Here is a 25248-nt window from a genome sequence, read left to right as displayed (position 1 = left end):
GGCTTCCAATCCGGACAGTTCAAAGGATTGTTCCGGAGGCGACACGTCTGGATTCGCAGAACATGCTGCGTTCCGTTGTTTGGAACACGTTTCGGCGTGGCACCCGGGCGTGCCTCATATGCGCTTTTTCAGAGTTGAACAGAGTTGGTTCATCAGATAAAGCGAATGAACATAAGTTTGCAAATCATGCATTCGTATTGTCTCGATGCTGTGCATCGCTGCCTATAAATTTCAGGAATGGAATGTTTTCTTTCCGCGATACATGGCAGACATTCCAAAAATTCGTCATGCTGATATTTCGATTTTTTTAATATTTTTCATTCTTTTTTGAAGCGGTCATGTTGGAAACGGTGCGGGGTGCCCTGGCGCCGCCGCCCTCAGCCCTGGTGAAGAATCCGATGGTGAGCTTAACGAACGACCACGCCAAAACCGCCTCCGTCCTCGCCATGACCGGGGATGTCGGCAATGGTCCGGTGGACGGCGGCGGCGCGTTCCGCCGCGAGGATGACGATGGAGGAGCGCCGGCCGAGGCCAGCCGGCTGGTCATTGTGGTGGACGACGACCGGTCGATCGTTGAAGGGCTGGCGCTGCTTCTCGAAGCCTGGGGATACGACGTGTTGACCGCCCTGTCGCTGAACGAACTGGCGCAGCGGCTGCCGCAGGCGCCCGGCCGTCCGGGGCTGGTCCTGGCCGACCATTTCCTGCCGGCGGGGGGCACGGGCGCCCAGGCGGTGGAGATGGTGCGCGCCCATGTCGGCGCTCCAGTGCCCGCCCTGATCCTGACTGGCGACACGATGCCGGAGCGTCAGGCCGAAGCCGAAGCCCTGGGCTGCCGGCTGCTGCACAAGCCGGTGCAGATCGGTCCGCTGAAGGACATGGTGGACGCGCTGATGAGCGGCGCCGCCTGACCGCCTCTGCGCTTTCCGGCGAGCGCCGGAGTCATTCCCGGCGCAGGTTGCCGGACACCGCCAGGAAGGCGTCGACCACCACCGGATCGAACCGGCTGCCGGACAGGCGCCGGATCTCCGCCACCGCCACGTCATGGCCCAGCGCCTTGCGGTAGGGGCGGTCGCGGGTCATGGCGTCGAAGCTGTCGGCCACCGCGACGATGCGGGCGCTCAGAGGGATGGCGTCGCCCTGCAGGCGGTCGGGATAGCCGGTTCCGTCCCAATTCTCATGATGCGACCGGGCGATCTCCGCCCCCAGATGCAGGTGCGTCCGTCCGTCGGAGCGCCGACTGGCGCGGTCCAGCAGGTCCCAGCCCGTGGTGGTGTGGGCCTGCATGACGGCCCGTTCCTCCGGGGTCAGCGGCCCGGTCTTGCCGAGGATGGCGGGGTCCAGCGTGGCGTTGCCGACGTCGTGGAGGATGGCGGCCAGACCGACCGACTCCAGGAACACCGTATCGAGGATGGCGGGATGGCGTCCCTCTTCGGCCAGCCGGCGGGCGATGCGGTCGGTCACCATGGCGATGCGCGGGCCGGCTTCGGCCTCCGCGCTCGGATGACCGGCGCGTTCCGCCAGGTCGGCCATGGCGATGACCGTGTGCTCCTGGCTGCGCCGCAGCTGCTCGTAGAGGTGCAGATTGTCGAAACCGACCGAGATCTTGCGGCAGAACACCTCGATCAGGTTGCGGTCGAGGTCCGACAGCGGCCGGTCGGAACTCAGATAGACCACGTTCTCGCGGTCGTTCGGCGTGCGGATGTAGAGCGTGCAATGATCGGCGGCGTAGCGGTTGCAGTGCGACTCCAGGCAGCGCTTCACCTCCGCCAGCACGGCGGGCTCCACATGGTTGGCCGCCGGCTCGTCGATCAGCGTCTCGAACCGGCCGGACCCGGCCAGGACATACAGCCCGTCCGCCGCGCCGCTGATGACCGGACCGCGCTGCACGCACAGGATGGCGTCCGGCCCGACGCCGAGGATGCCTGACAGCTGCGTCAGCACGCCGGCGGCGAACAGCTTCATCGAGCGGGCCTGGAACAGCGACGACGACGCCTCGATGATCTTCTCCAGCCCGCGCCGATTCATCTCGATCGCCATGATGTCCTCGTAGGACCGCAGGGCGGCGACCGTGGTGGTGAACAGCTGCTGGGCGGTGAGCTGCGTCTTGGCCTTGTAGTCGTTGATGTCGTAGTCGAGGATCACCGCGCGCTCCGGCGCCTGGCCGGGCTGGCCGGTGCGCAGGATGATGCGGACGTGGCGGTTCTTCAGCTCCTCCCGGATGTGGTGGACGAGCTGCAGCCCGGCGTCGTCGGTTTCCATCACCACGTCCAGCAGGATGATGGCGATGTCCTCCTCCCGCTCCAGGATCGTCCGCGCCTCCGCGGCGGAATAGGCGGAGATGAACTGGGCGGAGCGGCCCTTGTAGGCGAAATCGGCCAGGACGAGCTTGGTGATGGAGTGCACCTCCGGCTCGTCGTCCACGATCATCATCTTCCACCGGTTCCCGGTGGCCGGCGACCCGGTTTCGCCGTTGCCGTCGCCGTCCTGGTCGTCCAGAAAGAGGAACTCGTCGTCGGAGTCGGTCATGGGCAAAGCCTGGGGCGGAGCGGGCAGGGGGTAAGAAAGATTAACACGGCGTGCCCGCGCCCGCCTACCGCCACGATCGATGCATTTTCGACGAAAAAGCTCAATAATTTGCATTGAGCGCAGGGACTGTTCCGCTTGGTGGAAAGCGGCGTGGGGATCAGAAGGTTTCCAGCTCGATCACCCAGCAGTCCATGGAGCGCTGGGCCAGCGCGCCGCAGACATTGTCCACCTGGGTCCGGGTGAAGGGACCGACGCCCATCTGGTAGGTGGTGCGGGCGCCGCGGAAGACCGGCCAGACCATCGGCGGCAGGTCGCGGTAGGCCGTCCCTGGGCCGTAGGTGAACTCCTGCCAGGCGCGCAGCCCCTCGGCGTGGCTGACATATTCGCCGAGCCGCGCGGCGAACAGCGCCCCCGGCTCGATCGGCGGCATGCCGGGCAGCGGGTAGGGGGCGACCACCCCGATCAGCCCCTCCGCCGTGGCGACCGCGCGAGTCCGGCCGGGCATGCCCAGCGTCACCCGCCCGTTCGCGGAGTCGATCAGGCTGACCACGTCGCCCTTGCGCAGGGTGAAGCTGCGCCGCTTCTTGTTGTCGAGGATCTCCGTCGCCTTGATGGCATCCGCCGCGACGACATAGCCCTGGGCCGGCACCTGGGCGGCGATCTCCCAGGCGCTGCGCGGCACCACGGCGGCGCTGCGGTGGATGACCGGCGGCTTGCCGGTCGAGGGGGGCGATCCGCCGGCGTTGGCGCCGGCGGCGGTGGCCCCCATGGCGGCGGTGATCGAGCGCGACACCATCAGCGCCGGGTCCAGCGAGTCGGAGGGCACATAGCCGATGGGCTGGCCGCCGATGGCGACCTCCGTCCAGCTGGTGCCGCGCGGCGTGCCCAGCGCGTTCAGCGCCTTGCCGCGCGGCAGGGTCTGGATGATCCGGGCGTCGGCGTTGGGGCCGATGCGCACCTCGATGTCGCGGTTCAGCACCACCTCGCCGGTCAGCGGCGCGCCGATGGCGACGGGGCTTTGCGCCAAGGCGGTGTCCGGGGCGAACCACATCGTCGCCGTGGCCAGGATCAGCCGCAGCGCCAGGGCGCGGAAGGCGGTGGTGGAACGCGTGCGCACGGCGGTTTGCCCCCATGGAGGAGGGGCCATTCTGCATCGGTCCGGCCCACCGGGGCAACCCGGCGCGCGTCCGGCATGGCGGATGTCACGAAGCGGGGCCAAGCGTCAGGCCAAGCGTCAGGCTGGGCGTCAGGCCAGACGTCCCTCGCCCACCAGATCGTGGATGGCCTCGGCCAGCAGGCGGACCGGCTTGGCGGCCATGCCGGGCGCGCGATGCAGCGCGATGTCGATGTCCGGAAGGTCGGGGAAGCCGTCCGCCGCGGTCAGCCGGCGCAGGCTGGGCGGGATGGTGCACTCCTCCATGGCGGTGACGCCCAGCCCGCCCAGCACGGCGCCGTGCACCGCCACCACGCTCTTGCTGATGAAGGCGACCCGCCAGCCGCGCCCGATGCCCTCCAGCGCCGCGACGGCGAGGTCGCGCACCACACAGCCCTTGGGGAACAGCGCCAGCGGCAGCGGGTCCTCGCGCTCGATGGGGGTGGAATCGACGACGATGGAGCGCGGCGGGGCGACCCAGGCCACCGGCTCCCGCCGGACCAGCTCGCCGCTGCGGCTGTCCGGGTGACGGGTGACCAAGGCGAGATCGTAGCGGCCCTTGTCGATCTCCGCCACCAGATCGGGGCTGTTGTCGCAGATCACCTCCACCGGCACGTCGGGGTAGGCGGCGGCGAAGCGGGCGAGCACGCCGGGCAGCAGCATGGTGGCGTAATCGTCCGGCGTGCCGATGCGCACGCTGGCGACCGAGGCGGGCCGGCGCATCAGGGCCAGAACCTCGTCGTTCAGGGTCAGCATCCGCCGGGCGTAGGTCAGCAGAAGCTCGCCCTCCTGGGTCAGGTGGACGCTCTTGGTGTCGCGCTGGAAGACGCGGGTGCCCACCACCTCCTCCAGCCGGCGGACCTGCTGGCTGACGGCGGCCTGGGTGCGGCCCAGCGTGTCGCCGGCACGGGTGAAGCTGCGCGCGTCGGCGACGGCGACGAAGGCGCGCAGAAGGTCGGTGTCGAGGTTGGCCGGCATGGTCACGCATTCAAGCAGAAGGGGCGCGCGGGTTCAACGCGCGAAAGGACCATCACGATCTGTGATGATCCTCATAAAGCCTATTCGTTTCCAAGATTTTCCACGCGGGCGCAGGGTGCCCTCCAATCTTGGGAGGACGGAGCGATGGGCGTGTTCGACGCGATGACGACGGTGGTGCTGGCGGCCGGGCGGCTGGACCGCGAAAAGGAGTGCCGCCCGGTGGCGGTGGCAGTGCCGCCGCCGTGGCGCTTCCGGCTGCCCCGGATGCCGGCTCTGCCGGTGCTGCTGCTGACGATCCTGGTGGTGTGAGCGCGGATCAGGTGGCGGGCGTGCCGTCGGCGGGCTTGTCCGCCGGGGCCTCGGCGGCCGGCGCCGGCTCAGGAGTCGGCGTCACAGGAGGTGGGGTGAGGCGGATGGGCGCCGGCCCGCCGCTGTCGGGAGTTGAGGCCGTCGGAGCCTCGGCAGGTGCCTCCGCGGGGGGCGGGGCGGGAAGCTCCTTCGCCTCGATCGCCTCGGCGGGCTTGACGTCCTTTTGGACGTCGTCCTTGGCCGCTTCCTTCACCGCGTCCTTGGGGGCGGGAGTGGGCTCCGGGTCCGTGGAGTAGTCGGCGACGATGCGGGCTTGGCTGCCGGCGATGACCAGAACCTTCTGCCCGATCTCGATGGGCTTCTCTTCCCGCTGGGTGACCGACAGAAGCTCGCCGTCCGGCTTGCGGACGATGTATTCCCAGCCCGTGGTGTCGCCGGTCACATGCTCAATCGAGGTGCCGATCAGCCCGCCGATGGCCGTTCCGCCGACCGCGCCCAGCGCCGAATTGATGCCGAAGGTGCCGGACTGCGAGCCCAGCACGCCGCCCGCGGCTCCGCCGGTGACCGCGCCGACCGTGCCGCTGGTGCTGATCTTGACCTGACGGAACCCGATGACGACCGCCCGCTCCACCTTGTTCGCCTGCTGGGTTGCGGTGGCGGCGTAGGTGTTGGGCGAGTAGTTCGGGGTGCAGCCTGCGAGGATGCCGACGACCAAGGCGGCGGCGGGCAGGCCGAACATGACAGTGCGCGTCACGGGACATCATCCGTTTGGAAGCCTGACCGGGTGATAGGCGATTCCATGCGGGGAGTCATTCGACTTTTTGTGGGCTCCGGGATGCGGGGACAAAAAGAAAGCGGGCCTTGCCGGGCCCGCTTTCCGTCACGCCGCCGCGAAGCCGGCGCTTATTCGTCGCCCATCTTGAGGGCGGCGATGAAGGCGCTCTGCGGGATTTCGACCTGGCCGAACTGGCGCATGCGCTTCTTGCCTTCCTTCTGCTTGTCCAGCAGCTTGCGCTTGCGGCTGATGTCGCCGCCGTAGCACTTGGCCGTCACGTCCTTGCGCAGCGCGCCGATGCTCTCGCGGGCGATGATCTTGCCGCCGATGGCGGCCTGCACGGCGATCTTGAAGAGCTGGCGCGGGATCAGCTCCTTCAGCCGCTCGCAGAGCTGGCGGCCGCGCCGCTCCGACTGGGAGCGGTGGACGATCATCGACAGGGCGTCCACCGGCTCGGCGTTCACCAGGATCGACATCTTCACGAGGTCGCCTTCCTCGTAGCTGTCCATCTGGTAGTCGAAGCTGGCGTAGCCGCGGCTGATCGACTTCAGCCGGTCGTAGAAGTCGAAGACCACCTCGTTCAACGGCAGGCGGTAGACCAGCATGGCGCGGGCGCCGGCGTAGGTCAGCTCGATCTGCTGGCCGCGCCGCTCGGTGCAGAGCTGGAGGATGCCGCCCAGATACTCGTCGGGCAGCATGATGGTGGCCTTGATCCACGGCTCGTCGATGCGGTCGATCTTCATCACGTCCGGCATGTCCGCCGGGTTGTGCAGATCCATCACCGTGCCGTCGGTCATGTGCAGCTTGTAGACCACCGACGGGGCGGTGGTGATCAGATCCAGGTTGAACTCGCGCTCCAGCCGCTCCTGGATGATCTCCAGATGGAGCAGGCCGAGGAAGCCGCAGCGGAAGCCGAAGCCCAGCGCCGCCGACGTTTCGGCCTCGTAATGGAAACTGGAGTCGTTCAGCTTCAGCTTGCCCAGGCTGTCGCGCAGCCGCTCGAAGTCGGCGGCGTCAACCGGGAACAGGCCGCACCACACCACGGGGATGGAGGGCTTGAAGCCGGCCAGCGGCTCGGCCGCCGGGCGGCGGTCCTCGGTGATGGTGTCGCCGACCTTGGTCAGCGTGATGTCCTTGATGGCGGCGGTGATGAAGCCCATCTCGCCCGGCCCCAGCTCGCCGGTCAGCAGCGCCTTCGGGGTGAAGACGCCGACGCGGTCGACCTCGTGCGCGCTGCCGGCGGCCATGAAGCGGACCTTCTGGTTCACCTTCAGCCGCCCGTCGACCACGCGCACCAGGATGACCACGCCGAGATACGGGTCGTACCAGGAATCGACCAGCAGGGCCTTCAACTCGGCGTCGGCGTTGCCCTTGGGCGCGGGCAGGCGCTGCACCACGGCTTCCAGCACGGCGTCGATGTTCAGGCCGGTCTTGGCCGAGATCTCCACGGCGTCGGTGGCGTCCAGGCCGATCACGTCCTCGATCTGCTGCTTGACGCGGTCGGGCTCCGCCGCCGGCAGGTCGATCTTGTTGAGGACCGGGATGATCTCGTGGTTGTTGTCGATCGCCTGATAGACGTTGGCGAGCGTCTGCGCCTCGACGCCTTGGCTCGCGTCCACCACCAGGATCGAGCCCTCGCAGGCGGCCAAGCTGCGGCTGACCTCGTAGGCGAAGTCGACGTGGCCCGGCGTGTCCATCAGGTTCAGCGTGTACTGCTGCCCGTCCTTGGCCTTGTAGAGCAGGCGGACGGTCTGCGCCTTGATGGTGATGCCGCGCTCGCGCTCGATGTCCATGCTGTCGAGCACCTGTTCGCGCATCTCGCGCGAATCGAGGCCGCCGCACTGCTGGATCAGCCGGTCGGCAAGGGTCGACTTGCCGTGGTCGATGTGCGCGATGATCGAGAAATTGCGGATGTGCGAAAGGTCAGTCATCGGTGCCCGGAGCCCTGGTTTGGGCCGGAACATAGGGCGGACGGACGATGCGCGCAATGGAGAAGGGTGACGGCCCGGCTTCGGCCAACGTTGGTCGCGGCTTGCGGCGCGGCTCCTCTCGCGTCCCTTCCCGTGGTCCGCCGTGCGGCAACCATGCCGCGCGGCGGCCATGGGCGGTGCCGCCCGCGGAACGGTGCGGCCCCCAGCCTTTTCCCTTTACCGTCCTACATCGGCCATGGACTATGGCGGCGCGAAGCGCGGCCTTAGGGGATCATTCATGAAATGCGCGGTGATCATCCCGGTGGGGCCGGGACACGAGGGGTTGTCCGATGAGGCGGCGGCCTCCGTCGAGGCGGCGTTCCGAGCCGATCAGGGTCCCTTTTCCGACGTGATGATTCTGCGCATCCCCGACCCGGACGGCGCGATCGGCCGCTCGCGGTGCCGGAACTTCGGCGTCGAACACGCCATCCAGCACGGCGCGGAGTGGGTCTTCTTCCTGGACGCCGACGACCTGATGGATCGCAACGGCTTCGCGGCGGTCCGCAGCCATGTGGCGGACTTCGACGCCGTGTTCGGGATGATCGCCGAGCAGTGGTACGGGTCGGACGCGGTGGCGTTGCGGGAAAAGCAGGTGGGGGCGACCACCCTTTTGTCCGACATCCTCCTGAACGATCCCTATCTGACGCTGCAGATGGGGCATTTCGTCCGCGCGCGCGTCGCGCGATCCATCCCGTTCGACGAGGCGATGGATACCGGCGAGGACTTCAAATATTACCTGGAGCTGTGGCGGACGCATAAATGCTGCAAGATCGGGCAACCGCTCTTCATCAACCGGCGGGGCGCCCACTCCACCGGCCCGCGCTCGGCCGACGGCGGCGGGTGGCGCCGGGCCGTGACGCGGGTGTTCGGCGACTTCTTCCGCAATCACCCCATCGTGATCAACTTCGTGGTGTCCGGCGTGAAGGTCGGCTTCGCCATCGCCAACCCGTTCGACATGATCCACCGCCACTATCTGCGGCGCGTGTTCTTCGAACAGGAGGAGCTGGACTATCTGCGGGGTCTCGTTCCCCCCGGTTCGTCGATCCTGGAGATCGGCGCCAACGTCGGGAACCACGTCGTCTATTACGGCCTGTTCATGGCGCCGCGCCGCATCATCGCGGTCGAGCCCAACCCGGTGGCCATGCATTTTCTGAAGAAGAACGCGGAGATCAACCGGCTCGACCCGGCGACGATCACCTTTCTGGAGTGTGGCGTCGGGGACCGTGCCGGCTCCTTCGAGCTGAGCGTCGCCGACGAGGCCAATTTGGGGGCGGCGCGGCTGGTCCCGGCTGAGAGCGGGCGCGTCGCCGTCCACCCCATCGACGATCTCGTCCAGGAGCGCGTCGACTTCATCAAGATCAACGTCGAGGGCATGGAGATGGAAACGCTGCTGGGGGCGCGGACGACCATCGCGCTTCACCGGCCCATCCTGTTCATCGAGGTCATGAACGCCAACAAGGACGCCTTTCTCGACTGGGCCGGACAGAACGGTTACCGCATTGCCGAGGAGTTCCGGTACGTCAACGCCTCGAACTACGTGGCCGTACCGGCGTGATGTCGATGAGAAAGGAGAGGCATCACCCCACCAGGACCGGCGCCACCGCGCGATACAGCTCCATGTACTCCTCCGCCGGTCCGTGCCAGCCGAAGTCGCGGGTCATCGCGTGCTGCTGCAGGACGTGCCAGCGCTCGGGCTTGCGGTAGAGGGCGGCGGCGCGGCGCAGCGCCCAGGTCAACTCCTGGACGTTGGCGTTGACGAACTGGAAGCCGGTGGCGCTGCCGTCGTTCACCGCCGCCGGGTTGGCGTCCACGATGGTGTCGGCGAGGCCCCCGGTGCGGCGGACCAGCGGCAGGGTGCCGTACTTCAGCGCGTACATCTGCGTCAGGCCGCAGGGCTCCGACCGCGAGGGCACCAGGAACAGGTCGGCGCCGGCCTGGATGCGGTGGGACAGCGCCTCGTCATAGCCGATGCGCACGCCGACCGACTTCGGGAACCAGGTGGCGAGGTGGCGGAAGCCGGCCTCCAGCGCCGGTTCGCCGCTGCCGAGAACGGCGAGCTGGCCGCCCCAAGCGATCCATTGCGACGCCGCCTCCAGCACCAGGTCCAGCCCCTTGTGGCCGGTCAGGCGGCTGACCACCGCGGCCAGCGGGGCGTCCGCCCGGCGGTCCAGGCCGAAGGTCGCCTGGAGGTCGGCCTTGCACAGATCCTTGCCGCCGAGGTCGGCGGCGCCGTAGCGGGCGGCGATGTGCGGGTCGATGGCGGGGTCCCAGATGTCATAGTCCACGCCGTTGAGGATGCCGGTCAGCGCCTCGGCCCGCGTGGCGAGCAGCCCTTCCAGGCCCGAACCGTGCTCCGCCGTCTGGATCTCGTGGGCGTAGGTCGGGCTGACCGTGGTCAGGCGGTCGGAGTAGAAGCAGCCGGCCTTGAGGAAGCCGACCCCGCCGTAATACTCCACCCCGTCGATCCGGAAGGCGGCGGAGGGCAGGCCGAGGTCGCTCATCATCCAGGCGCCGAACAGGCCCTGGTAGGCGATGTTGTGGATCGTCGTCACCGTGCCCGGCCGGAACGGCCCGGCGAAGCGGTCGGGGCGCAGTTCCAGATAGGCCGGGATCAGGCCGGTCTGCCAGTCGTGCCCGTGCAGCACCTCGGGACGCCACCAGGGGTCGAGGCCGTCCTCCGCCGCGAAGCCCGCCGCGCACCAGGACAGGGCGGCGAAGCGTTCCGCGTTGTCCGGCCAGTCCTTGCCGTCGGGCCCCAGATAGGGGTTGCCGGGCCGGTCGTAGAGCGCCGGCGCGTCCAGGACGTAGGCCAGCACCCCGTCCGGCATCCGTCCGATCCGCAGCGTCGCCGGGGCGCCGCCGGGGAGGTCGGTGAGCGGATTGCCGACCGGCTGCAGGTCGGTCAGCCCGTTCAGCACCGCCGGATAGCCGGGCAGCAGCAGGCGGACCTCGGCTCCGGCGCGGTTCAGGGCGGGGGGCAGGGCGGCGGAAACGTCGGCCAGCCCGCCGGTCTTCACCAGGGGGTAGCATTCCGGCGTGACGAACAGGACGCGCATGGAGGCGGGGTCTTTCGGTTTCTTCTTGGTCTTGCTCACCGCCCCCTCGCCCCAGGGGGGCGAAGGGGGATGGGAAGGGTCAGTCCTTGGGCAGGCGGTCGATCATGTCCTGGGTGATCAGGCAGACGCCGCCCTCGCTGCGGTGGAAGCGCTTGGCGTCCAGTTCCGGGTCCTCGCCGACGACCAGCCCCTCGGGGATCACCACGCCGCGGTCGATCACCACCTTGGTCAAGCGGCAATGGCGGCCGATGTCGACGTCCGGCAGGACCACCGCCTGATGCAGCTCGCTGAAGGAGTTGACGCGCACCTCGCTGAACAGCAGCGAGTTCTTCACCAGCGAGCCGGAAACGATGCAGCCGCCCGACACCAGGCTGTCCACGGCCATGCCGCGCCGGTTCTCGTCGTCGAAGACGAACTTCGCCGGGGGCAGCTGCTCCTGGTAGGTGAAGATCGGCCACTCGCGGTCGTACATGTTGAGCTGCGGCGTGACGTGGCAGAGGTCGAGGTTGGCCTCCCAATAGGCGTCGATGGTGCCGACGTCGCGCCAGTAGGGCTCCGACTCATGGCCGTTCAGGATGGCCGATTCGGCGAAGTCGTGGGCCATCACCCGCGCCCCGCTCGTCACCAGATACGGGATGATGTCCTTGCCGAAGTCGCGCGACGAGCCGGGCTCGTGGAAGTCGCGCTCCAGCTGGTCGTAGAGGAACTGCGCGTTGAAGACGTAGATGCCCATGCTGGCCAGCGATTTGTCCGGGTTGCCCGGCATCGGCGGCGGGTCGGCGGGCTTCTCGACGAAGTCGATGACGCGCTGCGTCTCGTCCACATGCATGACGCCGAAGCCGGTCGCCTGGGCGCGCGGCACCTGGATGCAGGGGATCGTCACATCGGCCTTCTTGGCGATGTGGTCGAGCAGAAGCGCGCCGTAATCCATCTTGTAGATGTGGTCGCCGGCCAGGATCAGGATGTATTCCGGCTCGTGGTCGCGCAGGATGTCCAGGTTCTGGTACACCGCGTCGGCGGTGCCCTGGTACCAGGCGGTCTCGCTGATCCGCTGCTGCGCCGGCAGCAGGTCGCAGAACTCGTTCATCTCGCCGCGGAAGAAATTCCAGCCGCGCTGCAGGTGGCGCAGCAGGCTGTGCGACTTGTACTGGGTCAGCACGCCGATGCGGCGGAAGCCCGAATTGATGCAGTTCGACAGCGCGAAGTCGATGATCCGGAACTTGCCGCCGAAATAGGTGGCGGGCTTGGCGCGACGGTCGGTCAGCTGCTTCAGCCGGCTGCCCCGGCCACCGGCCAGGACGAGGGCCACGGCGCGGCGCGGCGCCAGCCGCAGATCCCGTTTGTCGAGCATGTGTCTCCCCTTTCGGTTCTCTTTTTTGCTGTCGGCCATCCGGAAGCGTCCGGCAGAGGCGTCCGGGCGGGGGCCGCTTGTCCCCGGCCCCGTCCGGCTCCGCCGGTAGAGAGGGTGACCGTGCCACATTTCACGGGGACGGGCCAATAGGCCGAGGGGAACATGCCGGAAATAGGAGGGCTGCCCAACGGCTGTGCGGAAAACAGGCGCATCGTTGTGCACAAAAAGCAGGCAAGCGCGCGGGAAACGAGCGCATGGAGCCTCAACGGGGGGCAATCACCCTGCAATCCATGGGCGAATCACGCCAGGGCAAAGGGCTTTGGATGGGTCGATGTTCTGCTCATTTTCTGGGCAGTACAGGCCCGCGACTCGGGGCCTATGCTGCTTTGCGGTCATCCGAAAGGCCGCAACCACCGCGATTCCTAGCCCTTTTGGGTTGGCACGCTTCTTGAAGACAAATCGGTGTCACACGGCCCCCTCCCGCCGCCCCGTCTGTACCGGGGACGGGGCGAAACGGGCCAGTAGCATTCGATAAAGAGGAGCCTCGATGAGCCGTCTCTTCCATTCCGCCGCGCCGATGATGGCGGCGATTCTGGGCTTGGCCGGTCTGCCTGCCGCCGCCTTCGCCCAGGAAGCGGCCGCCGCCGCGGCCGAGCCCACCCTGAGCAGCGGTGACACGGCTTGGATGCTGGTCGCCACGGCGCTGGTTCTGTTCATGACCATCCCGGGTCTGGCCCTGTTCTACGGCGGCATGGTCCGCAAGATGAACGTGCTGTCGGTCGTGATGCAGAGCTTCGCGATCTGCTGCCTGGTCAGCATCCTGTGGTTCTTCGCCGGTTACAGCATCGCCTTCACCGAAGGCACCCCGTATTTCGGCAGCCTGTCCAAGTTCATGCTGTCGGGCATCACCAAGGACAGCCTGTCGGGCGTCATTCCCGAGACGATCTTCGTCGTCTTCCAGATGACCTTCGCCATCATCACGCCGGCCCTGATCACCGGCGCCTTCGCCGACCGCATGAAGTTCTCCTCGATGCTGGTCTTCACGGGCCTGTGGTCGCTGATCGTCTACGCGCCGATCACCCACTGGGTCTGGGGGCCGGGCGGTTATCTGATGGGTGACGGCGTGCTCGACTACGCCGGCGGCACCGTGGTGCACATCAACGCGGGCGTGGCCGGTCTGGTCGCCGCCATCGTGCTGGGCAAGCGCAAGGGCTACCCGAACGAGAACTTCGCTCCGCACAACCTGGTGCTCAGCCTGATCGGCGCCTCGATGCTGTGGGTCGGCTGGTTCGGCTTCAACGCGGGTTCCGCCGTGGCCGCCGACGGCCGTGCGGGCATGGCCATGCTGGTCACGCAGATCGCCGCCGCCACCGCCGCCATGTCCTGGCTGCTGGTCGAGTGGGCCACCAAGGGCAAGCCCTCGGTCCTCGGCATCATCTCCGGCGCCATCGCCGGCCTGGTCGCCATCACCCCGGCCTCGGGCTTCGTCGGTCCGACCGGCGCCCTGGTCATCGGTCTGGCCGCCGGCGTGATCTGCTACTGGGGCGCCACCGGCCTGAAGCGCGCCCTCGGCTATGACGACTCGCTGGACGCCTTCGGCGTGCACGGCGTGGGCGGCATCGTCGGCGCCATCCTGACCGGCGTCTTCGCCCAGGAAGCCATCGGCGGCACCGCCGGCGCCCTGGAAGGCAACGTCGGCCAGATCTGGACGCAGGTCTACGGCATCCTCGCCACCATCATCTACTCGGCGGTGGGTTCCTTCATCATCCTGAAGGTCATCGACGTGGTGATGGGCCTGCGCGTCGACGAGGACGTCGAGCGCGACGGCCTGGACCTCGCCCTGCATGGCGAGACCATCCACTAAGCACCTTTTGCAGCCTGGTTGTTTCCTCCATGAACTTCCGCCGCCGGGGCCTCCCGGCGGCGGATTTTTCATTTTGGAAGCGGTGACGCGCTCAGCGGCGCAGATACATCTTGCCGACGCCGTTCAGCGCCGTGAAAAGCTGCGCGAACTGCGCCAGGAAGGCGTCCCAGGCCAGCGGCCCGGCCTTCTCCGCCACCGCTTGGTGGATGGCCCCCAGGCTGGTCCGCCCGTCCACTCGCGCCAGGATCGGCCCGGCCAGACGCGGCAGGGGCAGGGGGACGACCGCGCCCATCAGCTCGGCCTCCAGCACGCCGCCGGGGGGCAGGCCCCTGGCCATCGCGGCACCGTCGAGGTCGCGCAGCACCGGCACCACCTCCGGCCCGTCCGGGCGGGCGATGGCGCCCTCCGCGTCCTCGGGACGGACGAGATAGGCGATGTGCTTGGTCATGCTGCCGGTGACCTGCTCGGCCCAGGCGGCGCGCTCCAGCCGGGACAGCCCGTCCAGCCGCTTCAGCAGGCGGGGGTCCTTCACCCAGACGGCGGGGTCGTAGCGGTGGGGGTCGACCAGCGCGGCGATGGACAGACCGCCCGCCGCGGCCAGCTCCGCCAGCTCCGGCACGGTGAAGGGCCGGTCGCAGGAGTGCAGCAGCAGGTCGTAGAGGTCGGCGTCGGCCTGTTTGTGGTCGTTGATGAAGGGGTTGCGCAGCAGCCAGTTGGACGTCGGCAGGCGCTCGATCAGCCGGCGGGCCAGCGCCACCCGCTCCTTCGGCGGCAGGTCCGCCGCGACGGTGCGCAGCGCCGCCTGCATGGGATAGACGCCGGTGCGCCCGTACGGCGCGTAGACCATCAGCCCGATCCCGCCGCCCGGCTTCAGCGCCCCGGCCAGCGAGCGGACGCCCGCCGCCGGCTCGTCCAGATGGTGCAGCACGCCGCAGCAGTCGATGTAGTCGAACGGCCCTCCCTCCTCCAACAGCCCGCCGAGGTCGAGCAGCGAGCCGCGGCGGAAGTCGATGTTGGTCAGCCCGCGCGCCGTGGCCCGCGCTTCGGCGACCGCCCGCGCGGCGTCGGACAGGTCCAGGTAGGTGACGCGCCCCGGATTGCCGGCGTCGGCCATCTGCTGGGCGATCATGATCGTCCCGTCGCCGGTCCCGCCGCCGGCCACCAGCACCCTGAGGGGCTTGGCGTGGTCGATGCGCCCGCCGAAGACGTTGTGGTTCACCTCGTCCAGATGGCTGGGCGATCCGGTGATCAGGCGCTTTTTCTCGTCGGCGGGGTTGCGCGCGGGATAGGGGAAGGCTTCGTACTGGGCGCGCAGGGTGTCGATGCTCATGGATCGGGCAACCGGTCAGGTGGACGGGTGCCGGACCATAGCATCATCGCGGGGGAGGGTGGGGGAGTTGGGGAGCGGTTGCGCCGGCCCCCACCCAACACTTCCGGCCTTACCCCGCGACACCCTCCGCCGGGCGGACCACGCCGACCTCAAGGCCGTTGCGGTTGGTCACCGGCTGGTTGATGAGCTGGCCGGCCCGCCTCCATTGCTCGTCCGACAGGACCTTGGTGGCGCGGATCAGGGCGGCCAGGGCGACCTCGCGGGCGCGCGGGGTGCCGTCGTCGATCTTCAGGGCGATGCCCAGGCCCTGCTTGGGCAGGACGGCGCAGCCCACGCCCTCGGCCCCGCCCTTGACCAGCACCAGACCGCCCGCCGCCTGCATCATCCCGGTGTCGAAGCTGTCCTTGCCGGCGATCAGGTGTGGGTGCGACCGCCAGGCGCGGCGGATGCGGGCCACCGCCTCAGCGCGGGAATCGGGCAGGTCCTTGGGGTCGCCGATGCGGGCCATGGCGTAGGCGATGGCGCCCAGCGGGATGCCGATGGTCGGGATGGCGCAGCCGTCGACGCCCCAGGGGGCCTGCGACAGGTCCTGGCCGGTCATCTGCTCCATCACGCCGAGGATGCGCTGCTGCACCGGGTGGTCGAAGCGGACGTAGCCCTTGGTCGGCTCGCCCTTGTGCAGGGCGGTGGTCAGGAACCCGGCGTGCTTGCCGGAGCAGTTGTTGTGGAAGGCGCTCGGCGTCTCGCCGTGGCGGATCATCTCGTGGGCGGTCTCGGTGTCGGTCGGCAGATGCGCCCCGCACTCGTAATCGCCCACGGTCAGGCCGATGCGCTTGATCCAGGCCTCCGCGATGCGGGTGTGGCGGATCTCCCCATGGTGGGAGGAGCAGGCCAGCGCCAGCTCCTGGTCGCCCAGCTCGTAGGCGTCCAGCGCGCCCGTCTCGACCAGCGGGATCGCCTGGATGGCCTTGATGGCGGAGCGCGGGTAGACCGGCGCCTGGATGTCGCCCCACTGGGCCAGCACACGACCGTCGGAATCGACGATGCAGGCGCGCCCGCGATGGACGGATTCCACCATGCCGCCGCGCGTCACCTCGACGAGGATCGGCGCCTCCGGCGGTCCGGACAGGTCGGCATGCCCCTCGGCGGGGGTGTGATGATCGGCGTGGCCGTGGTGGTCACCGTGGCCGCCGCAGCAGGAGGAATGGTCGTGGCTCATGGGTGGAGAGCTTGCCTCTCTCCGGGTCGCGAGGCAAGGTGTCGCACCGTCGGACCCGCCGGATCACGGCCGATTCGCGCTGTGCGCGGGCCGAAACTACGAGTGATTGTGCAAGCCATGCGTGGATATTTCGCCATCGGGGTGGAGCGGATCAGCAAGCCGGGCAACGTCGGCAACCTGATGCGCTCCGCCCACGCCTTCGGCGCCTCCTTCTTCTTCGCCATCGACCCGGAGCCCGACCTGCACGAGGCGCACATCGTGGACACCTCGGGTGCCGCGGAGCATCTGCCGCTCTACGTCTACGACCGGGTGGCTGATCTGGCCCTTCCCAAGGACTGCCAGCTCGTCGGGGTGGAACTGACCGAGGACGCGGTGGAACTGCCCAGCTTCCGCCACCCGACCCGCGCCGCCTATGTGCTGGGGCCGGAGCGCGGCAGCCTGTCCGAACCGCTGCTGGAGCGCTGCGACTTCACGGTGAAGATCCCGATGAAGTTCTGCATCAACGTCGGGGTGGCCGGCGCCCTGGTGATGTACGACCGGATGATCAGCCTGGGCCGCTTCGCCGAACGCCCGGTGCGCGTCGGCGGCCCGACCGAGCCGCTGCGCGATCATCAGCACGGCCGCCAGATCATGCGCAACCCGGAACGCCGCCGCCGCATGCGGGGCATCCAGAAGCCGGTGATCGTCCGCGACGACGAGTAACCCGGTTCAGACTCAAAACTTCACGAAGGGGTTGAGGATCAGCCCCAGCGGACCGGTGAAGCGCAACGGCGCGTCGGTCACCGCCAGGCACAGGCAACCCTCCTCGTCGGCCACCGGGCGGTGGCGCACGGAGTCGTCGGCGACCGACAGGTCGCCGCGGGCGAACTGGCCCGGATCGTCGGTGAAGCCGCCGTCCAGCACCAGGGTCAGCTCGATCCCCCGGTGGGTGTGGTAGGGCGGCCCGACGCCGCTCGCCAGCCGCATCAGCCGGGCCTTGCCGCGGCTTTCAGACCCGGAGCCCAGCGGGATGTCGTAGCAATCCATGCCGCGCATCAGCCGCTTCCAGGGCAGGCGCGACAGGTCGCTGCCGACGTAGCGGCGCAGCGGCTCGGGCAGCAGCGGCACCTCGACCGGCTGGCAGACCAGTTTCGGCCGGGGAGCGCGGGGCAGGGGCGGCAGGTCGTCCAACCGGGCGAGAACCGTTTCCAGGCAGGCGGGGTCGACCTCCTCCGGCTCGATGCTCTCCAGCAGGGCGCCGCCGACCGCCTCCATCTCGGCGACGTTCAGGCGGCAGCAGGGGCACAGCGCCAGATGGGTCGCCACGATCAGCGACGCCGCCTCGCCCAGAGCGCCGCCGGCATAGTCGATCAGCAGGGTGTCGCCGGGATGGTGGGTGGGCACGGTCATCGGGAATCCCTCATGGCCTTGCGCAGCCGTTCCATGGCCAGCCGCAGGCGCGACTTGACGGTGCCCAGTGGAATGCCCTGTTCGGCGGAGATCAGGCTGTGCGGCTTGTCCTCGAAATAGGCCTGCCGCAGCAGGTCGGCCTGCTCCGGCGGCAAGGTCTTCAGCGCGGCTTTCAGGCGCCCAGCGGTCTCCCGCGCCGCCACCCCGTCGTCCGCGCTCTCCACCGGGGCGGGCACCAGCGTGGGGTCGGCGGGGTCGATCTCGGGCCGTTGTTCGCGCCGCAGCGCGTCGATCCGCTTGTTGCGGGCGATGGTGAACACCCAGGTGCCGGCGGAGGCCTGGGTCGGGTCATAGGTTTCCGCGCGGCGCCACACCAACAGCATCACGTCCTGCACCAACTCCTCCGCACCGCCCGCGTCGCAGCCCTGGCGGCGCAGATACGCCTTCAGCCGCGGGGCGAAATGGCCGAACAGGGCCGCGAAGGCCGTGCGGTCGCGGTCCCGCCCGACCGCGGTCAGCAGTTCTTCGAACGTCCGGTCGGTGCCGGCGGCTGGGGAACCAAGATCCTGCATCCACGTCTTCGGGCACGTCTCCGGGGGCACCGTCTCTGCGCGCATGGGCTTTGCGCAAGATGGCAAGCCCCGCAACACATGGTGCGCGGAGCGCCCCGCTGCAAAGCGTGTTTGGCGCTTCTCCGTGTCGTGTGCAATGTCATGCGGTCGGGCGGCCAAGGGGGGCATGGGGTTCGGTCCGGCGTTCGATGGGCCTTCTACGCGCCCCGCCCCCCATCGGATCACCGGCTTTCGATGCGAAATCGAGCGATCGATTGCAGGACCGGTCTTTGGAACAACCCGTGACTTCGCCCCCGGAAAAGGGCGGCGGCTCTGGAAAGCCTCACCGAATTGGGGTAGGGTCCGGCCCACTCCCGAACCCGTCCGCGAAACCATTCGAGCCTTCGCCAACCGATGTTGCCCATTCGCACCATCCGTCGCACCGCCGGCGCCGCTCTGCTTCTGGCCGGTCCGATCCTCGCCGCCACGCTCGCCGTCGCCACGGTCAACACGGCCGCCGCCGCCGACCCGCGCCTGCTGGGGACCTTCAAGGACTGGAACGCCTTCGCCTTCGACGAGGGCGGGCACAAGGTCTGCTATCTGTCCAGCCAGCCCAAGAAGAAGGAACCCGCCGCGGCCAAGCGCGGGGACATCTATGTGCTGGTGACCCATCGCCCGGCGGAAAAGGCGCTGGACGTCGTCAGCGTCGTCGTCGGCTATCCCCTGAAGAAGGACAGCGAGTCCACGCTGGACGTGGCCGGCAAGTCGTTCAAGCTGTTCACCGACGGCGAAACCGCCTGGGCGCGCGACGCCGACACCGACAAGGCCGTCACCGCCGCGATGCGCGACGCCAAGGGCAAGTCCATGGTGGTGAAGGGTGTTTCGGCCCGCGGCACGAAGACCACCGACACCTACGGCACCGACGGCTTCGCCCAGGCTTACGAGGCGATCAACCAGGCCTGCGGCGTGAAGCGCTGAGCAGCGCTGCTCTTTTCACTTGGTCGCTCCTCGTTTCGTCTTTTGACTCCGGACGCTCGTGGCCCTATTTAGGGGGCCATGAGCGCCTCCAACCATGCTGCTGCCTTTGCCCTGCCGGCTGTTGACGCCGACGGGCGCAAGAACCTTGTCGGTCTGTCCCGCGACGAGCTGGAAGCCGAAATGCTGTCCGTCGGCCTGGAGAAATTCCGGGCCCGCCAGCTCTGGCACTGGATCTACCACCGCGGAGCGACCGACTTCGCGGTGATGACCACGCTCGCCAAGCCGGTGCGCGAAAAGCTGGCGGAGAGCTACGCCGTGGCCCGCCCGACGGTCGTGCGCGACCTGAAGTCGGTGGACGGCACGCGCAAGTGGCTGCTGCGGATGCCCGACGGGCAGGAGGTGGAGAGCGTCCACATCCCCGAGGAGGACCGCGGCACGCTCTGCGTCTCCTCGCAGGTCGGCTGCACGCTGACCTGCCGCTTCTGCCACACCGGCACGCAGCGTCTGGTGCGCAACCTCGACGCCTCGGAGATCGTGGCGCAGGTGATGCTGGCCCGCGACGCGCTCGGCGAATGGCCGGCGCCGCCGGACGGGCGGATGATCTCCAACATCGTCATGATGGGGATGGGGGAGCCGCTCTTTAACTACGAGAACGTCGCCAAGGCGCTGAAGATCGTCATGGACGGCGACGGGATCTCGATCTCGAAGCGCCGCATCACGCTTTCGACCTCCGGCGTCGTCCCGGCCATGAAGCGCTGCGGCGAGGAGCTGAACGTCAACCTCGCGGTCAGCCTGCACGCCGTGACGGACGAGCTGCGCGACATCATCATGCCGATCAACCGGAAATATCCGCTGAAGGAGCTGATGGACGCCTGCCGCACCTACCCCGGCCTGAACAACGCGCGGCGCATCACCTTCGAGTACGTGATGCTGAAGGGCGTCAACGACAGCCCGGCGGATGCCCGCGCTTTGGTGAAGTTGCTGGAAGGCATCCCGTCGAAGATCAACCTGATCCCCTTCAACCCCTGGCCGGGCGCGCCCTACGAGCGTTCGACCGACCGGGCGATCCAGGTCTTCGGCGACATCGTCAACAACGCCGGCTACGCCAGCCCCGTCCGCACCACCCGCGGCGAGGACATCATGGCCGCCTGCGGCCAGTTGAAGAGCGCGTCCGTCCGCCTGTCCGCCGCCGACCGCGCCGCCATCGAGAAGGTGCTGGCCGAGAAGGACGCGGCGCTGGCCGGATGAGGCCGGAATTACCCCTGGGAGTGCTCCGTGCCTGAGTTCGCCGTCGATCCCGGCCTGATCCTGTTCCTGTTCAACGCGGCGGCGGTCTGGCCGCTGATGCGCATTTTCCGCCGGGCGGGCTTCTCGCCCTGGTGGGCGCTGGTGATCTTCGTGCCGGTGATCGGGCTGGTCGGCGTGCTGGGCCTGCTGACGGTGCGGCGCTGGCCGGCGCGCGTCCTGGTCGACGGGCCGGCGCGGACGCGCAAGGCGCGGAGGGCCGCCTGATGGAAATGCTCGACGCCGTCGTCGGCCTGCTCAACGCCGTCTACTGGCAGCCCTGGGCGGCGATCATGTCCACCGACCCGTGGACGGCCAACCTCGTCATGGCGATCCTGCTGATGCTGAAGCTGATCTTCGGCGGCTGGGTGCTGGCCAAGGGCGGGCGCAGCCCGCTGTGGGCGCTGGTCCTGCTGATCAACGGTGCGGACATCCTGGCGATGTGGCTCTACGCCTACATCCGCTGGCCCTTCGTGGACCGGGCGCCCGCCCGCCCCGCCGCGGAGAGCACCGTTGCGGCCGACGCCGGGACGGATTGAGCGGAACGGAGTGAGCGGGACCGATTGATTCGCATCGGTCGTAGGGCTACTGTCCGGCACCGATATCTTTCCCACCCGCGTGAGTAGTCCCATGAGCGGTGCGTCCGGCAAACAGATCAAGAAAGTGGTGCTCGCCTATTCGGGCGGCCTCGACACCTCGGTGATCCTGAAGTGGCTCCAGGAAACCTATCAATGCGAGGTGGTGACCTTCACCGCCGACCTCGGCCAGGGCGAGGAGCTGGAGCCGGCGCGCAAGAAGGCCGAGCTTCTGGGCATCAAGCCGGAAAACATCTTCATCGACGACCTGCGCGAGGAGTTCGTGCGGGACTTCGTGTTCCCGATGTTCCGCGCCAACACCCTCTATGAGGGCACCTACCTGCTCGGCACCTCGATCGCCCGGCCGCTGATCGCCAAGCGCCAGATCGAGATCGCCAACCAGGTCGGCGCCGACGCCGTGGCCCACGGCGCCACCGGCAAGGGCAACGACCAGGTCCGCTTCGAGCTGGGCTACTACGCGCTCCGCCCGGACATCAAGATCATCGCCCCGTGGCGCGAGTGGGATCTGAACAGCCGCACCCGGCTGATCGACTACGCCGAGAAGAACCAGATCCCGATCGCCAAGGACAAGCGCGGCGAGGCCCCGTACTCGACCGACGCCAACCTCCTGCACATCTCCTACGAGGGGAAGGCGCTGGAGGACCCGTGGGTCGAGCCGTTCGAGGACATGTACACCCGCTCCGTCGCCCCGGAAAAGGCCCCGGACACCCCGACCTACGTCGAGGTCGAGTTCAAGCGCGGCGACGCCGTGGCCATCGACGGCAAGGCCCTGTCCCCGGCGGCCCTGCTGACCGAGCTGAACCGCCTGGGTGGCGAGAACGGCATCGGCCGCCTCGACCTCGTCGAGAACCGCTATGTCGGCATGAAGTCGCGCGGCGTGTACGAGACGCCGGGCGGCACCATCCTGCTGGCCGCCCACCGCGCGATGGAGAGCATCACGCTCGACCGCGGCGCCGGCCATCTGAAGGATGAGCTGATGCCGCGCTACGCCGAGCTGATCTACTGCGGCTACTGGTTCAGCCCGGAGCGTCTGGCGCTCCAGGCACTGATCGACCAGACCCAGGAGCCGGTGAACGGCGTCGTCCGCCTGAAGCTGTTCAAGGGCAACGTCACGGTCGTCGGCCGCAAGTCGCCGAACAGCCTCTATCGCATGGACTATGTGACGTTCGAGGAAGACAGCGTCTACAACCAGAAGGATGCGGAAGGCTTCATCAAGCTGAACGCGCTCCGCCTGCGCCTGGGCGCCATGGCCCGTGCGAACGTGAAGTAAGCGCACGCAGGTTTGATGTTTTCAGGACGGGGGGCTCTCGCAGCCCCCCGTTTCCTTTTGGGGGAAGGCTCAGCGGTCCCAGCGCATCGCGGCGATGCGGGCGTCGCCGATGAAGGTGGAACGGTTGAACTCCAGGCGAATGTCCGGGAACTCGCACAGTGCCTGGATGCCCGAACCGCGCAAGTAAATCCGCCAAGTCTGGAAGGTGGTCGGCTTCGGCTCCCGGAAGGCCGCGCAGGTCAGCAGGGCCAGGCAAACTCCCTTGTCCGGATCGCGCACCGAGGCGTAGCGGATGGCCTGGATGCCGGCCTGCCGCGCCGTCTCGGCCAAGGTCTGGCAGGGCTCGTAATGGGTCGGGTGCGCCCAGGTCGCGGTGTCCCGGTCCAGGGGCGGGGCGGTCAGGTCCAATCCCTGATCCGTTCCGTAGGCGGCGCAGAAAGCCGTGTGTTCATTTGGGTTGGCTGGCCACGGCGTGTCGGGCGACTCCGCGAAGAACAGCAGGCGGTAGAAGGAAAGTTCGGCGACCGCCGTGTGGACGCTTTCGGCGGCGTAGTACACACCCGGCGTCATGCCGGCACGCCGGAATCGTGATCCCGCAGGGTAGGGCGCGTCGTAGCGGAACGGCGTGGACAGGAGAAAGTGAAGCCCTCGGCATTCGTTGGGAACCGGGGGCTTCGTGCCTTCGATCAACCGTTCCAGCAGATCCTGTTCGTCCAGGCTGTCGACCAGCTTCAGGGTGGAGACCTTGTTCTGGGCCTCCACCAGACGCCAGCATTCACCGGTCAAGGTGCGTCGGCTAGAGGACAGCGCGGCGGGAGTCCAGATAGTCGATGACATGCATCAGCCCAGTTATGGTCTGGACTTTATCCAGCGGCTTGCTGTTGTCCAGCGCTGTATTGACGTTTCTCAGCCACGCGCGGGCAACGTTCGGGTCGCCGCCGACAATGGCGTCAAGCGACCGATAAAGACGAATGAAGAGAATTGCAAGTTCGAAGGACTTATCGCTGGTTGACAGCGTCAGGCCATGCTTGCGCATGCGCGACACCGTGGGCTCCGAAACGCCCAGGACCCTCGCCAGGATCGTATTGGGAATCTCAAGCTGATCGGCAGCGCGGAGGACAGCCTTGGTGACAACCTGCGCGTTGGATGGCGCGGTGTTCGTCGCGTGATGCGTCAGCATGGCCGCCTCCTTTCCTCAGAAATCAGAATATAGCATTCTTTCCAGGGAAAGCAAAATCACCCTTCCAACGTGAAGCTTCCATCCTCGCCCAGCGCGGCGAAGGGGTTCCAGGCGACCTCCCAGGGGTGGCCGTCCGGATCGGCGAAATAGCCGCTGTAGCCGCCCCAGAAGACGTCCTGCGCCGGCTTCAGGATGCGCCCGCCGGCCCGCTCGGCCTGGGCCATCACCGCGTCCACCTCGGCCTTGCTGCGCAGGTTGTGGGCCAGCGTGATGCCGCCGAAGCCCGAGGTCGGGCCGGACTCCGCGAGATGCGCGTCCTCGGCCAGCGCCTCCCGCCCGTAGAGGGCCAGCGCGATGCCGCCCAGCTGGTAGAAGGTGACGGCGTCCTGGCTGACCGGGGAGGGGGTCCAGCCCAGCCCCTCCTCGTAGAAGCGGCGGCTGCGCGCGAGGTCGGCGACGCCCAGCGTGATCAGGCTGACTCGCTGCTCCATCTCAGCCCTCCTTGCGTTCGACTGTGGCGACCGGCAGCCCGGCCTCCTTCCAGCCCTTGAAGCCGCCCTCCAGGTGGCAGATGTTCTCCAGCCCCATCGACTGCACGGTGTCGGTGGCGAGCGCCGAGCGCCAGCCACTGGCGCAGTAGAAGACGAAGCGCTTGCCCGACGCGAAGACCGGCTTGTGATAAGGGCTGTCCGGGTCCACCCAGAATTCCAGCATCCCGCGGGTGGCCGGGAAGGCGCCGGGGATCATGCCGTCGCGCGTCAGCTCGCGCGGGTCGCGGATGTCCACGAAGACCACGTCGGGATCGCCGTGCAGCGACAGCGCCTCCTGCGGCGTGATCGCCTGGATGCGGGCGTTCGCTTCGGCCAGCAACTCCTTGTAGCCCTTCTTCATCGGCATGGCGGTTTCCTCCTTTTGACCCTTTGGCCGTAGTCGAACCCTTGGCGGGACCGTTGGCGCGTCTGCGCTGTTGTCGCTTTACGCAACTGTGCAACAGGCCGCCCCGCCCGGTCCATCGGGAAGGGCGGCCGGTGCAGGGGGAGCCCAGGGAAAGCCATGCAGACTGCCACCGACGGACCCACCGAAGCCGCCGCCGCTTTGCCCACCGTCATCGATCCTGTCCGCGTGGAGCGGAACGAGCGCTTTGTCCGCCGCCGCTTCTGGAACACGCTGCGCGCCAACCTGCACCGCATTCCCTTCTTGGAGCAGGCGCTGGCCGCCTTCTTCTGCGCGACCGACCCGCAGACGCCCTTCAAGGCGAAGGCGATCCTGATGGCGGCGCTGGCCTATTTCGTGCTGCCCGCGGATTCCATCCCGGACTGGCTGATCGCGGTCGGCTTCGTGGACGACGCGGCGGTGCTGGCCACCGCCGTCCATGCGGTGCGGAGCAATCTGAAGCCCGAGCATGAGGACCGCGCCCGCGCCGCCCTGCGCAAGGAGCAGCAGATGAAGCCTGCCGCGGAGCATTGACG

At 68.2% G+C, this 25248-nt stretch carries 26 protein-coding genes; 11 read left to right on the top strand and 15 right to left on the bottom strand.

Annotated elements, in window-relative coordinates; all coding sequences use genetic code 11:
• Positions 1–398: 398 nt before the first annotated feature.
• Positions 399–908, top strand: a complete 510-nt coding sequence (locus DS837_RS09720) for a response regulator (RefSeq protein WP_247889840.1) — start codon at positions 399–401, stop codon at positions 906–908.
• Positions 909–939: 31 nt separating this feature from the next.
• Here DS837_RS09720 and DS837_RS09715 read toward each other — a convergent pair whose 3' ends face one another.
• From DS837_RS09715 to DS837_RS09705, 3 genes are all read right to left on the bottom strand, one after another.
• Positions 940–2526, bottom strand: a complete 1587-nt coding sequence (locus DS837_RS09715) for a DUF3369 domain-containing protein (RefSeq protein WP_149164548.1) — start codon at positions 2524–2526, stop codon at positions 940–942.
• Positions 2527–2683: 157 nt separating this feature from the next.
• Positions 2684–3643 carry an SH3 domain-containing protein gene (locus tag DS837_RS09710; protein ID WP_149164547.1) on the bottom strand — a complete coding sequence of 320 codons (960 nt, stop codon included), beginning with the start codon at positions 3641–3643 and terminating at the stop codon, positions 2684–2686.
• Positions 3644–3772: 129 nt separating this feature from the next.
• Positions 3773–4657, bottom strand: coding sequence for a LysR substrate-binding domain-containing protein (locus DS837_RS09705; protein WP_149164546.1), 885 nt, complete (start codon positions 4655–4657; stop codon positions 3773–3775).
• A 144-nt stretch (positions 4658–4801) separates the two neighbouring features.
• On the opposite strand from DS837_RS09705, the gene DS837_RS32010 reads away from it, so the two are divergent.
• A complete protein-coding gene (locus tag DS837_RS32010; protein ID WP_170295795.1) occupies positions 4802–4966 on the top strand; it encodes a hypothetical protein in 165 nt (54 codons plus the stop codon).
• 7 nt (positions 4967–4973) lie between these two features.
• Here DS837_RS32010 and DS837_RS09700 read toward each other — a convergent pair whose 3' ends face one another.
• Together DS837_RS09700 and lepA are read right to left on the bottom strand one after the other, a co-directional pair.
• Entirely contained in the window at positions 4974–5720 is a 747-nt protein-coding gene (locus tag DS837_RS09700; protein ID WP_247889839.1) for an outer membrane lipoprotein, read from the bottom strand.
• A gap of 149 nt (positions 5721–5869) precedes the next feature.
• Positions 5870–7672 (bottom strand): translation elongation factor 4, encoded by a 1803-nt coding sequence (gene lepA, locus DS837_RS09695; protein ID WP_149164545.1) that lies wholly within the window; start codon positions 7670–7672, stop codon positions 5870–5872.
• Positions 7673–7949: 277 nt separating this feature from the next.
• Here lepA and DS837_RS09690 point away from each other — a divergent pair, with 277 nt between their 5' ends.
• Positions 7950–9266 carry an FkbM family methyltransferase gene (locus tag DS837_RS09690; RefSeq protein WP_170295794.1) on the top strand — a complete coding sequence of 439 codons (1317 nt, stop codon included), beginning with the start codon at positions 7950–7952 and terminating at the stop codon, positions 9264–9266.
• 22 nt (positions 9267–9288) lie between these two features.
• On the opposite strand, the gene glgA is transcribed toward DS837_RS09690, so the two are convergent.
• Both glgA and glgC read right to left on the bottom strand, forming a co-directional pair.
• Positions 9289–10767 carry a glycogen synthase GlgA gene (glgA, locus tag DS837_RS09685; RefSeq protein ID WP_149164635.1) on the bottom strand — a complete coding sequence of 493 codons (1479 nt, stop codon included), beginning with the start codon at positions 10765–10767 and terminating at the stop codon, positions 9289–9291.
• Between the two features lie 79 nt (positions 10768–10846).
• Positions 10847–12118, bottom strand: coding sequence for a glucose-1-phosphate adenylyltransferase (gene glgC, locus DS837_RS09680; RefSeq protein ID WP_149164543.1), 1272 nt, complete (start codon positions 12116–12118; stop codon positions 10847–10849).
• A gap of 547 nt (positions 12119–12665) precedes the next feature.
• Between glgC and DS837_RS09675 the strand changes: the two genes are divergently transcribed.
• Entirely contained in the window at positions 12666–13982 is a 1317-nt protein-coding gene (locus DS837_RS09675) for an ammonium transporter (protein ID WP_149164542.1), read from the top strand.
• Positions 13983–14073: 91 nt separating this feature from the next.
• Here DS837_RS09675 and DS837_RS09670 read toward each other — a convergent pair whose 3' ends face one another.
• The gene (locus tag DS837_RS09670) at positions 14074–15312 is read right to left on the bottom strand and encodes a class I SAM-dependent methyltransferase (protein WP_149164541.1); all 1239 of its coding nucleotides are present in this window, start codon (positions 15310–15312) and stop codon (positions 14074–14076) included.
• A gap of 109 nt (positions 15313–15421) precedes the next feature.
• Complete coding sequence (locus DS837_RS09665) at positions 15422–16531, bottom strand: asparaginase (protein WP_149164540.1); 1110 nt, start codon at positions 16529–16531, stop codon at positions 15422–15424.
• A 117-nt stretch (positions 16532–16648) separates the two neighbouring features.
• Between DS837_RS09665 and DS837_RS09660 the strand changes: the two genes are divergently transcribed.
• Complete coding sequence (locus DS837_RS09660) at positions 16649–17233, top strand: RNA methyltransferase (RefSeq protein WP_149164539.1); 585 nt, start codon at positions 16649–16651, stop codon at positions 17231–17233.
• A gap of 12 nt (positions 17234–17245) precedes the next feature.
• Here the strand turns inward: DS837_RS09660 and DS837_RS09655 are convergent, their stop codons facing one another.
• Positions 17246–17920: a ChrR family anti-sigma-E factor gene (locus tag DS837_RS09655; RefSeq protein ID WP_149164538.1), complete on the bottom strand. Its 675-nt coding sequence runs from the start codon at positions 17918–17920 to the stop codon at positions 17246–17248.
• A complete protein-coding gene (locus DS837_RS09650) occupies positions 17917–18492 on the bottom strand; it encodes a sigma-70 family RNA polymerase sigma factor (RefSeq protein WP_149164537.1) in 576 nt (191 codons plus the stop codon). The genes DS837_RS09655 and DS837_RS09650 overlap by 4 nt, the downstream gene beginning before the upstream one ends.
• 393 nt (positions 18493–18885) lie before the next feature.
• On the opposite strand from DS837_RS09650, the gene DS837_RS09645 reads away from it, so the two are divergent.
• The 5 genes from DS837_RS09645 (at position 18886) to DS837_RS09625 (ending at position 22599) form a co-directional block, all read left to right on the top strand.
• Complete coding sequence (locus tag DS837_RS09645; RefSeq protein ID WP_149164536.1) at positions 18886–19449, top strand: invasion associated locus B family protein; 564 nt, start codon at positions 18886–18888, stop codon at positions 19447–19449.
• A gap of 78 nt (positions 19450–19527) precedes the next feature.
• Positions 19528–20697, top strand: a complete 1170-nt coding sequence (gene rlmN, locus DS837_RS09640) for a dual-specificity RNA methyltransferase RlmN (protein ID WP_149164535.1) — start codon at positions 19528–19530, stop codon at positions 20695–20697.
• A 27-nt stretch (positions 20698–20724) separates the two neighbouring features.
• Positions 20725–20961: a DUF805 domain-containing protein gene (locus DS837_RS09635; protein ID WP_035669769.1), complete on the top strand. Its 237-nt coding sequence runs from the start codon at positions 20725–20727 to the stop codon at positions 20959–20961.
• Positions 20961–21272, top strand: coding sequence for a hypothetical protein (locus tag DS837_RS09630; RefSeq protein ID WP_149164534.1), 312 nt, complete (start codon positions 20961–20963; stop codon positions 21270–21272). The genes DS837_RS09635 and DS837_RS09630 overlap by 1 nt, the downstream gene beginning before the upstream one ends.
• 91 nt (positions 21273–21363) lie before the next feature.
• Positions 21364–22599 (top strand): argininosuccinate synthase, encoded by a 1236-nt coding sequence (locus tag DS837_RS09625; protein WP_035669763.1) that lies wholly within the window; start codon positions 21364–21366, stop codon positions 22597–22599.
• A gap of 69 nt (positions 22600–22668) precedes the next feature.
• Here DS837_RS09625 and DS837_RS09620 read toward each other — a convergent pair whose 3' ends face one another.
• From DS837_RS09620 to DS837_RS09605, 4 genes are read right to left on the bottom strand one after another with little or no spacing between them, the layout of a single operon-like run.
• Positions 22669–23385: an RES family NAD+ phosphorylase gene (locus tag DS837_RS09620; RefSeq protein ID WP_247889838.1), complete on the bottom strand. Its 717-nt coding sequence runs from the start codon at positions 23383–23385 to the stop codon at positions 22669–22671.
• A gap of 10 nt (positions 23386–23395) precedes the next feature.
• Positions 23396–23779, bottom strand: a complete 384-nt coding sequence (locus tag DS837_RS09615; protein WP_149164532.1) for an antitoxin Xre/MbcA/ParS toxin-binding domain-containing protein — start codon at positions 23777–23779, stop codon at positions 23396–23398.
• 56 nt (positions 23780–23835) lie between these two features.
• Positions 23836–24270, bottom strand: a complete 435-nt coding sequence (locus tag DS837_RS09610; RefSeq protein WP_149164531.1) for a VOC family protein — start codon at positions 24268–24270, stop codon at positions 23836–23838.
• A 1-nt stretch (position 24271) separates the two neighbouring features.
• Positions 24272–24676, bottom strand: coding sequence for a rhodanese-like domain-containing protein (locus tag DS837_RS09605; RefSeq protein WP_211102153.1), 405 nt, complete (start codon positions 24674–24676; stop codon positions 24272–24274).
• A 156-nt stretch (positions 24677–24832) separates the two neighbouring features.
• Here DS837_RS09605 and DS837_RS09600 point away from each other — a divergent pair, with 156 nt between their 5' ends.
• Positions 24833–25246 carry a YkvA family protein gene (locus DS837_RS09600; protein WP_149164530.1) on the top strand — a complete coding sequence of 138 codons (414 nt, stop codon included), beginning with the start codon at positions 24833–24835 and terminating at the stop codon, positions 25244–25246.
• Positions 25247–25248: the final 2 nt, after the last annotated feature.

Source organism: Azospirillum brasilense (assembly GCF_008365405.1).
In the GTDB taxonomy this organism is placed as follows: Bacteria; Pseudomonadota; Alphaproteobacteria; order Azospirillales; family Azospirillaceae; genus Azospirillum; species Azospirillum brasilense_D.
Note: the sequence above shows the minus strand (reverse complement) of the source record. Positions and strands in the feature narration are given on the sequence as shown.

Coding starts and splice junctions, on each gene's coding strand:
- DS837_RS09720 (WP_247889840.1), top strand. CDS start 399: ATGGTGAGCTTAACGAACGACCACGCCAAAACCGCCTCCGTCCTCGCC.
- DS837_RS09715 (WP_149164548.1), bottom strand. CDS start 2,526: ATGACCGACTCCGACGACGAGTTCCTCTTTCTGGACGACCAGGACGGC.
- DS837_RS09705 (WP_149164546.1), bottom strand. CDS start 4,657: ATGCCGGCCAACCTCGACACCGACCTTCTGCGCGCCTTCGTCGCCGTC.
- DS837_RS32010 (WP_170295795.1), top strand. CDS start 4,802: ATGGGCGTGTTCGACGCGATGACGACGGTGGTGCTGGCGGCCGGGCGG.
- lepA (WP_149164545.1), bottom strand. CDS start 7,672: ATGACTGACCTTTCGCACATCCGCAATTTCTCGATCATCGCGCACATC.
- DS837_RS09690 (WP_170295794.1), top strand. CDS start 7,950: ATGAAATGCGCGGTGATCATCCCGGTGGGGCCGGGACACGAGGGGTTG.
- glgA (WP_149164635.1), bottom strand. CDS start 10,767: ATGCGCGTCCTGTTCGTCACGCCGGAATGCTACCCCCTGGTGAAGACC.
- glgC (WP_149164543.1), bottom strand. CDS start 12,118: ATGCTCGACAAACGGGATCTGCGGCTGGCGCCGCGCCGCGCCGTGGCC.
- DS837_RS09675 (WP_149164542.1), top strand. CDS start 12,666: ATGAGCCGTCTCTTCCATTCCGCCGCGCCGATGATGGCGGCGATTCTG.
- DS837_RS09670 (WP_149164541.1), bottom strand. CDS start 15,312: ATGAGCATCGACACCCTGCGCGCCCAGTACGAAGCCTTCCCCTATCCC.
- DS837_RS09665 (WP_149164540.1), bottom strand. CDS start 16,531: ATGAGCCACGACCATTCCTCCTGCTGCGGCGGCCACGGTGACCACCAC.
- DS837_RS09660 (WP_149164539.1), top strand. CDS start 16,649: ATGCGTGGATATTTCGCCATCGGGGTGGAGCGGATCAGCAAGCCGGGC.
- DS837_RS09655 (WP_149164538.1), bottom strand. CDS start 17,920: ATGACCGTGCCCACCCACCATCCCGGCGACACCCTGCTGATCGACTAT.
- DS837_RS09650 (WP_149164537.1), bottom strand. CDS start 18,492: ATGCAGGATCTTGGTTCCCCAGCCGCCGGCACCGACCGGACGTTCGAA.
- DS837_RS09645 (WP_149164536.1), top strand. CDS start 18,886: ATGTTGCCCATTCGCACCATCCGTCGCACCGCCGGCGCCGCTCTGCTT.
- rlmN (WP_149164535.1), top strand. CDS start 19,528: ATGAGCGCCTCCAACCATGCTGCTGCCTTTGCCCTGCCGGCTGTTGAC.
- DS837_RS09630 (WP_149164534.1), top strand. CDS start 20,961: ATGGAAATGCTCGACGCCGTCGTCGGCCTGCTCAACGCCGTCTACTGG.
- DS837_RS09625 (WP_035669763.1), top strand. CDS start 21,364: ATGAGCGGTGCGTCCGGCAAACAGATCAAGAAAGTGGTGCTCGCCTAT.
- DS837_RS09615 (WP_149164532.1), bottom strand. CDS start 23,779: ATGCTGACGCATCACGCGACGAACACCGCGCCATCCAACGCGCAGGTT.
- DS837_RS09610 (WP_149164531.1), bottom strand. CDS start 24,270: ATGGAGCAGCGAGTCAGCCTGATCACGCTGGGCGTCGCCGACCTCGCG.
- DS837_RS09605 (WP_211102153.1), bottom strand. CDS start 24,676: ATGCCGATGAAGAAGGGCTACAAGGAGTTGCTGGCCGAAGCGAACGCC.
- DS837_RS09600 (WP_149164530.1), top strand. CDS start 24,833: ATGCAGACTGCCACCGACGGACCCACCGAAGCCGCCGCCGCTTTGCCC.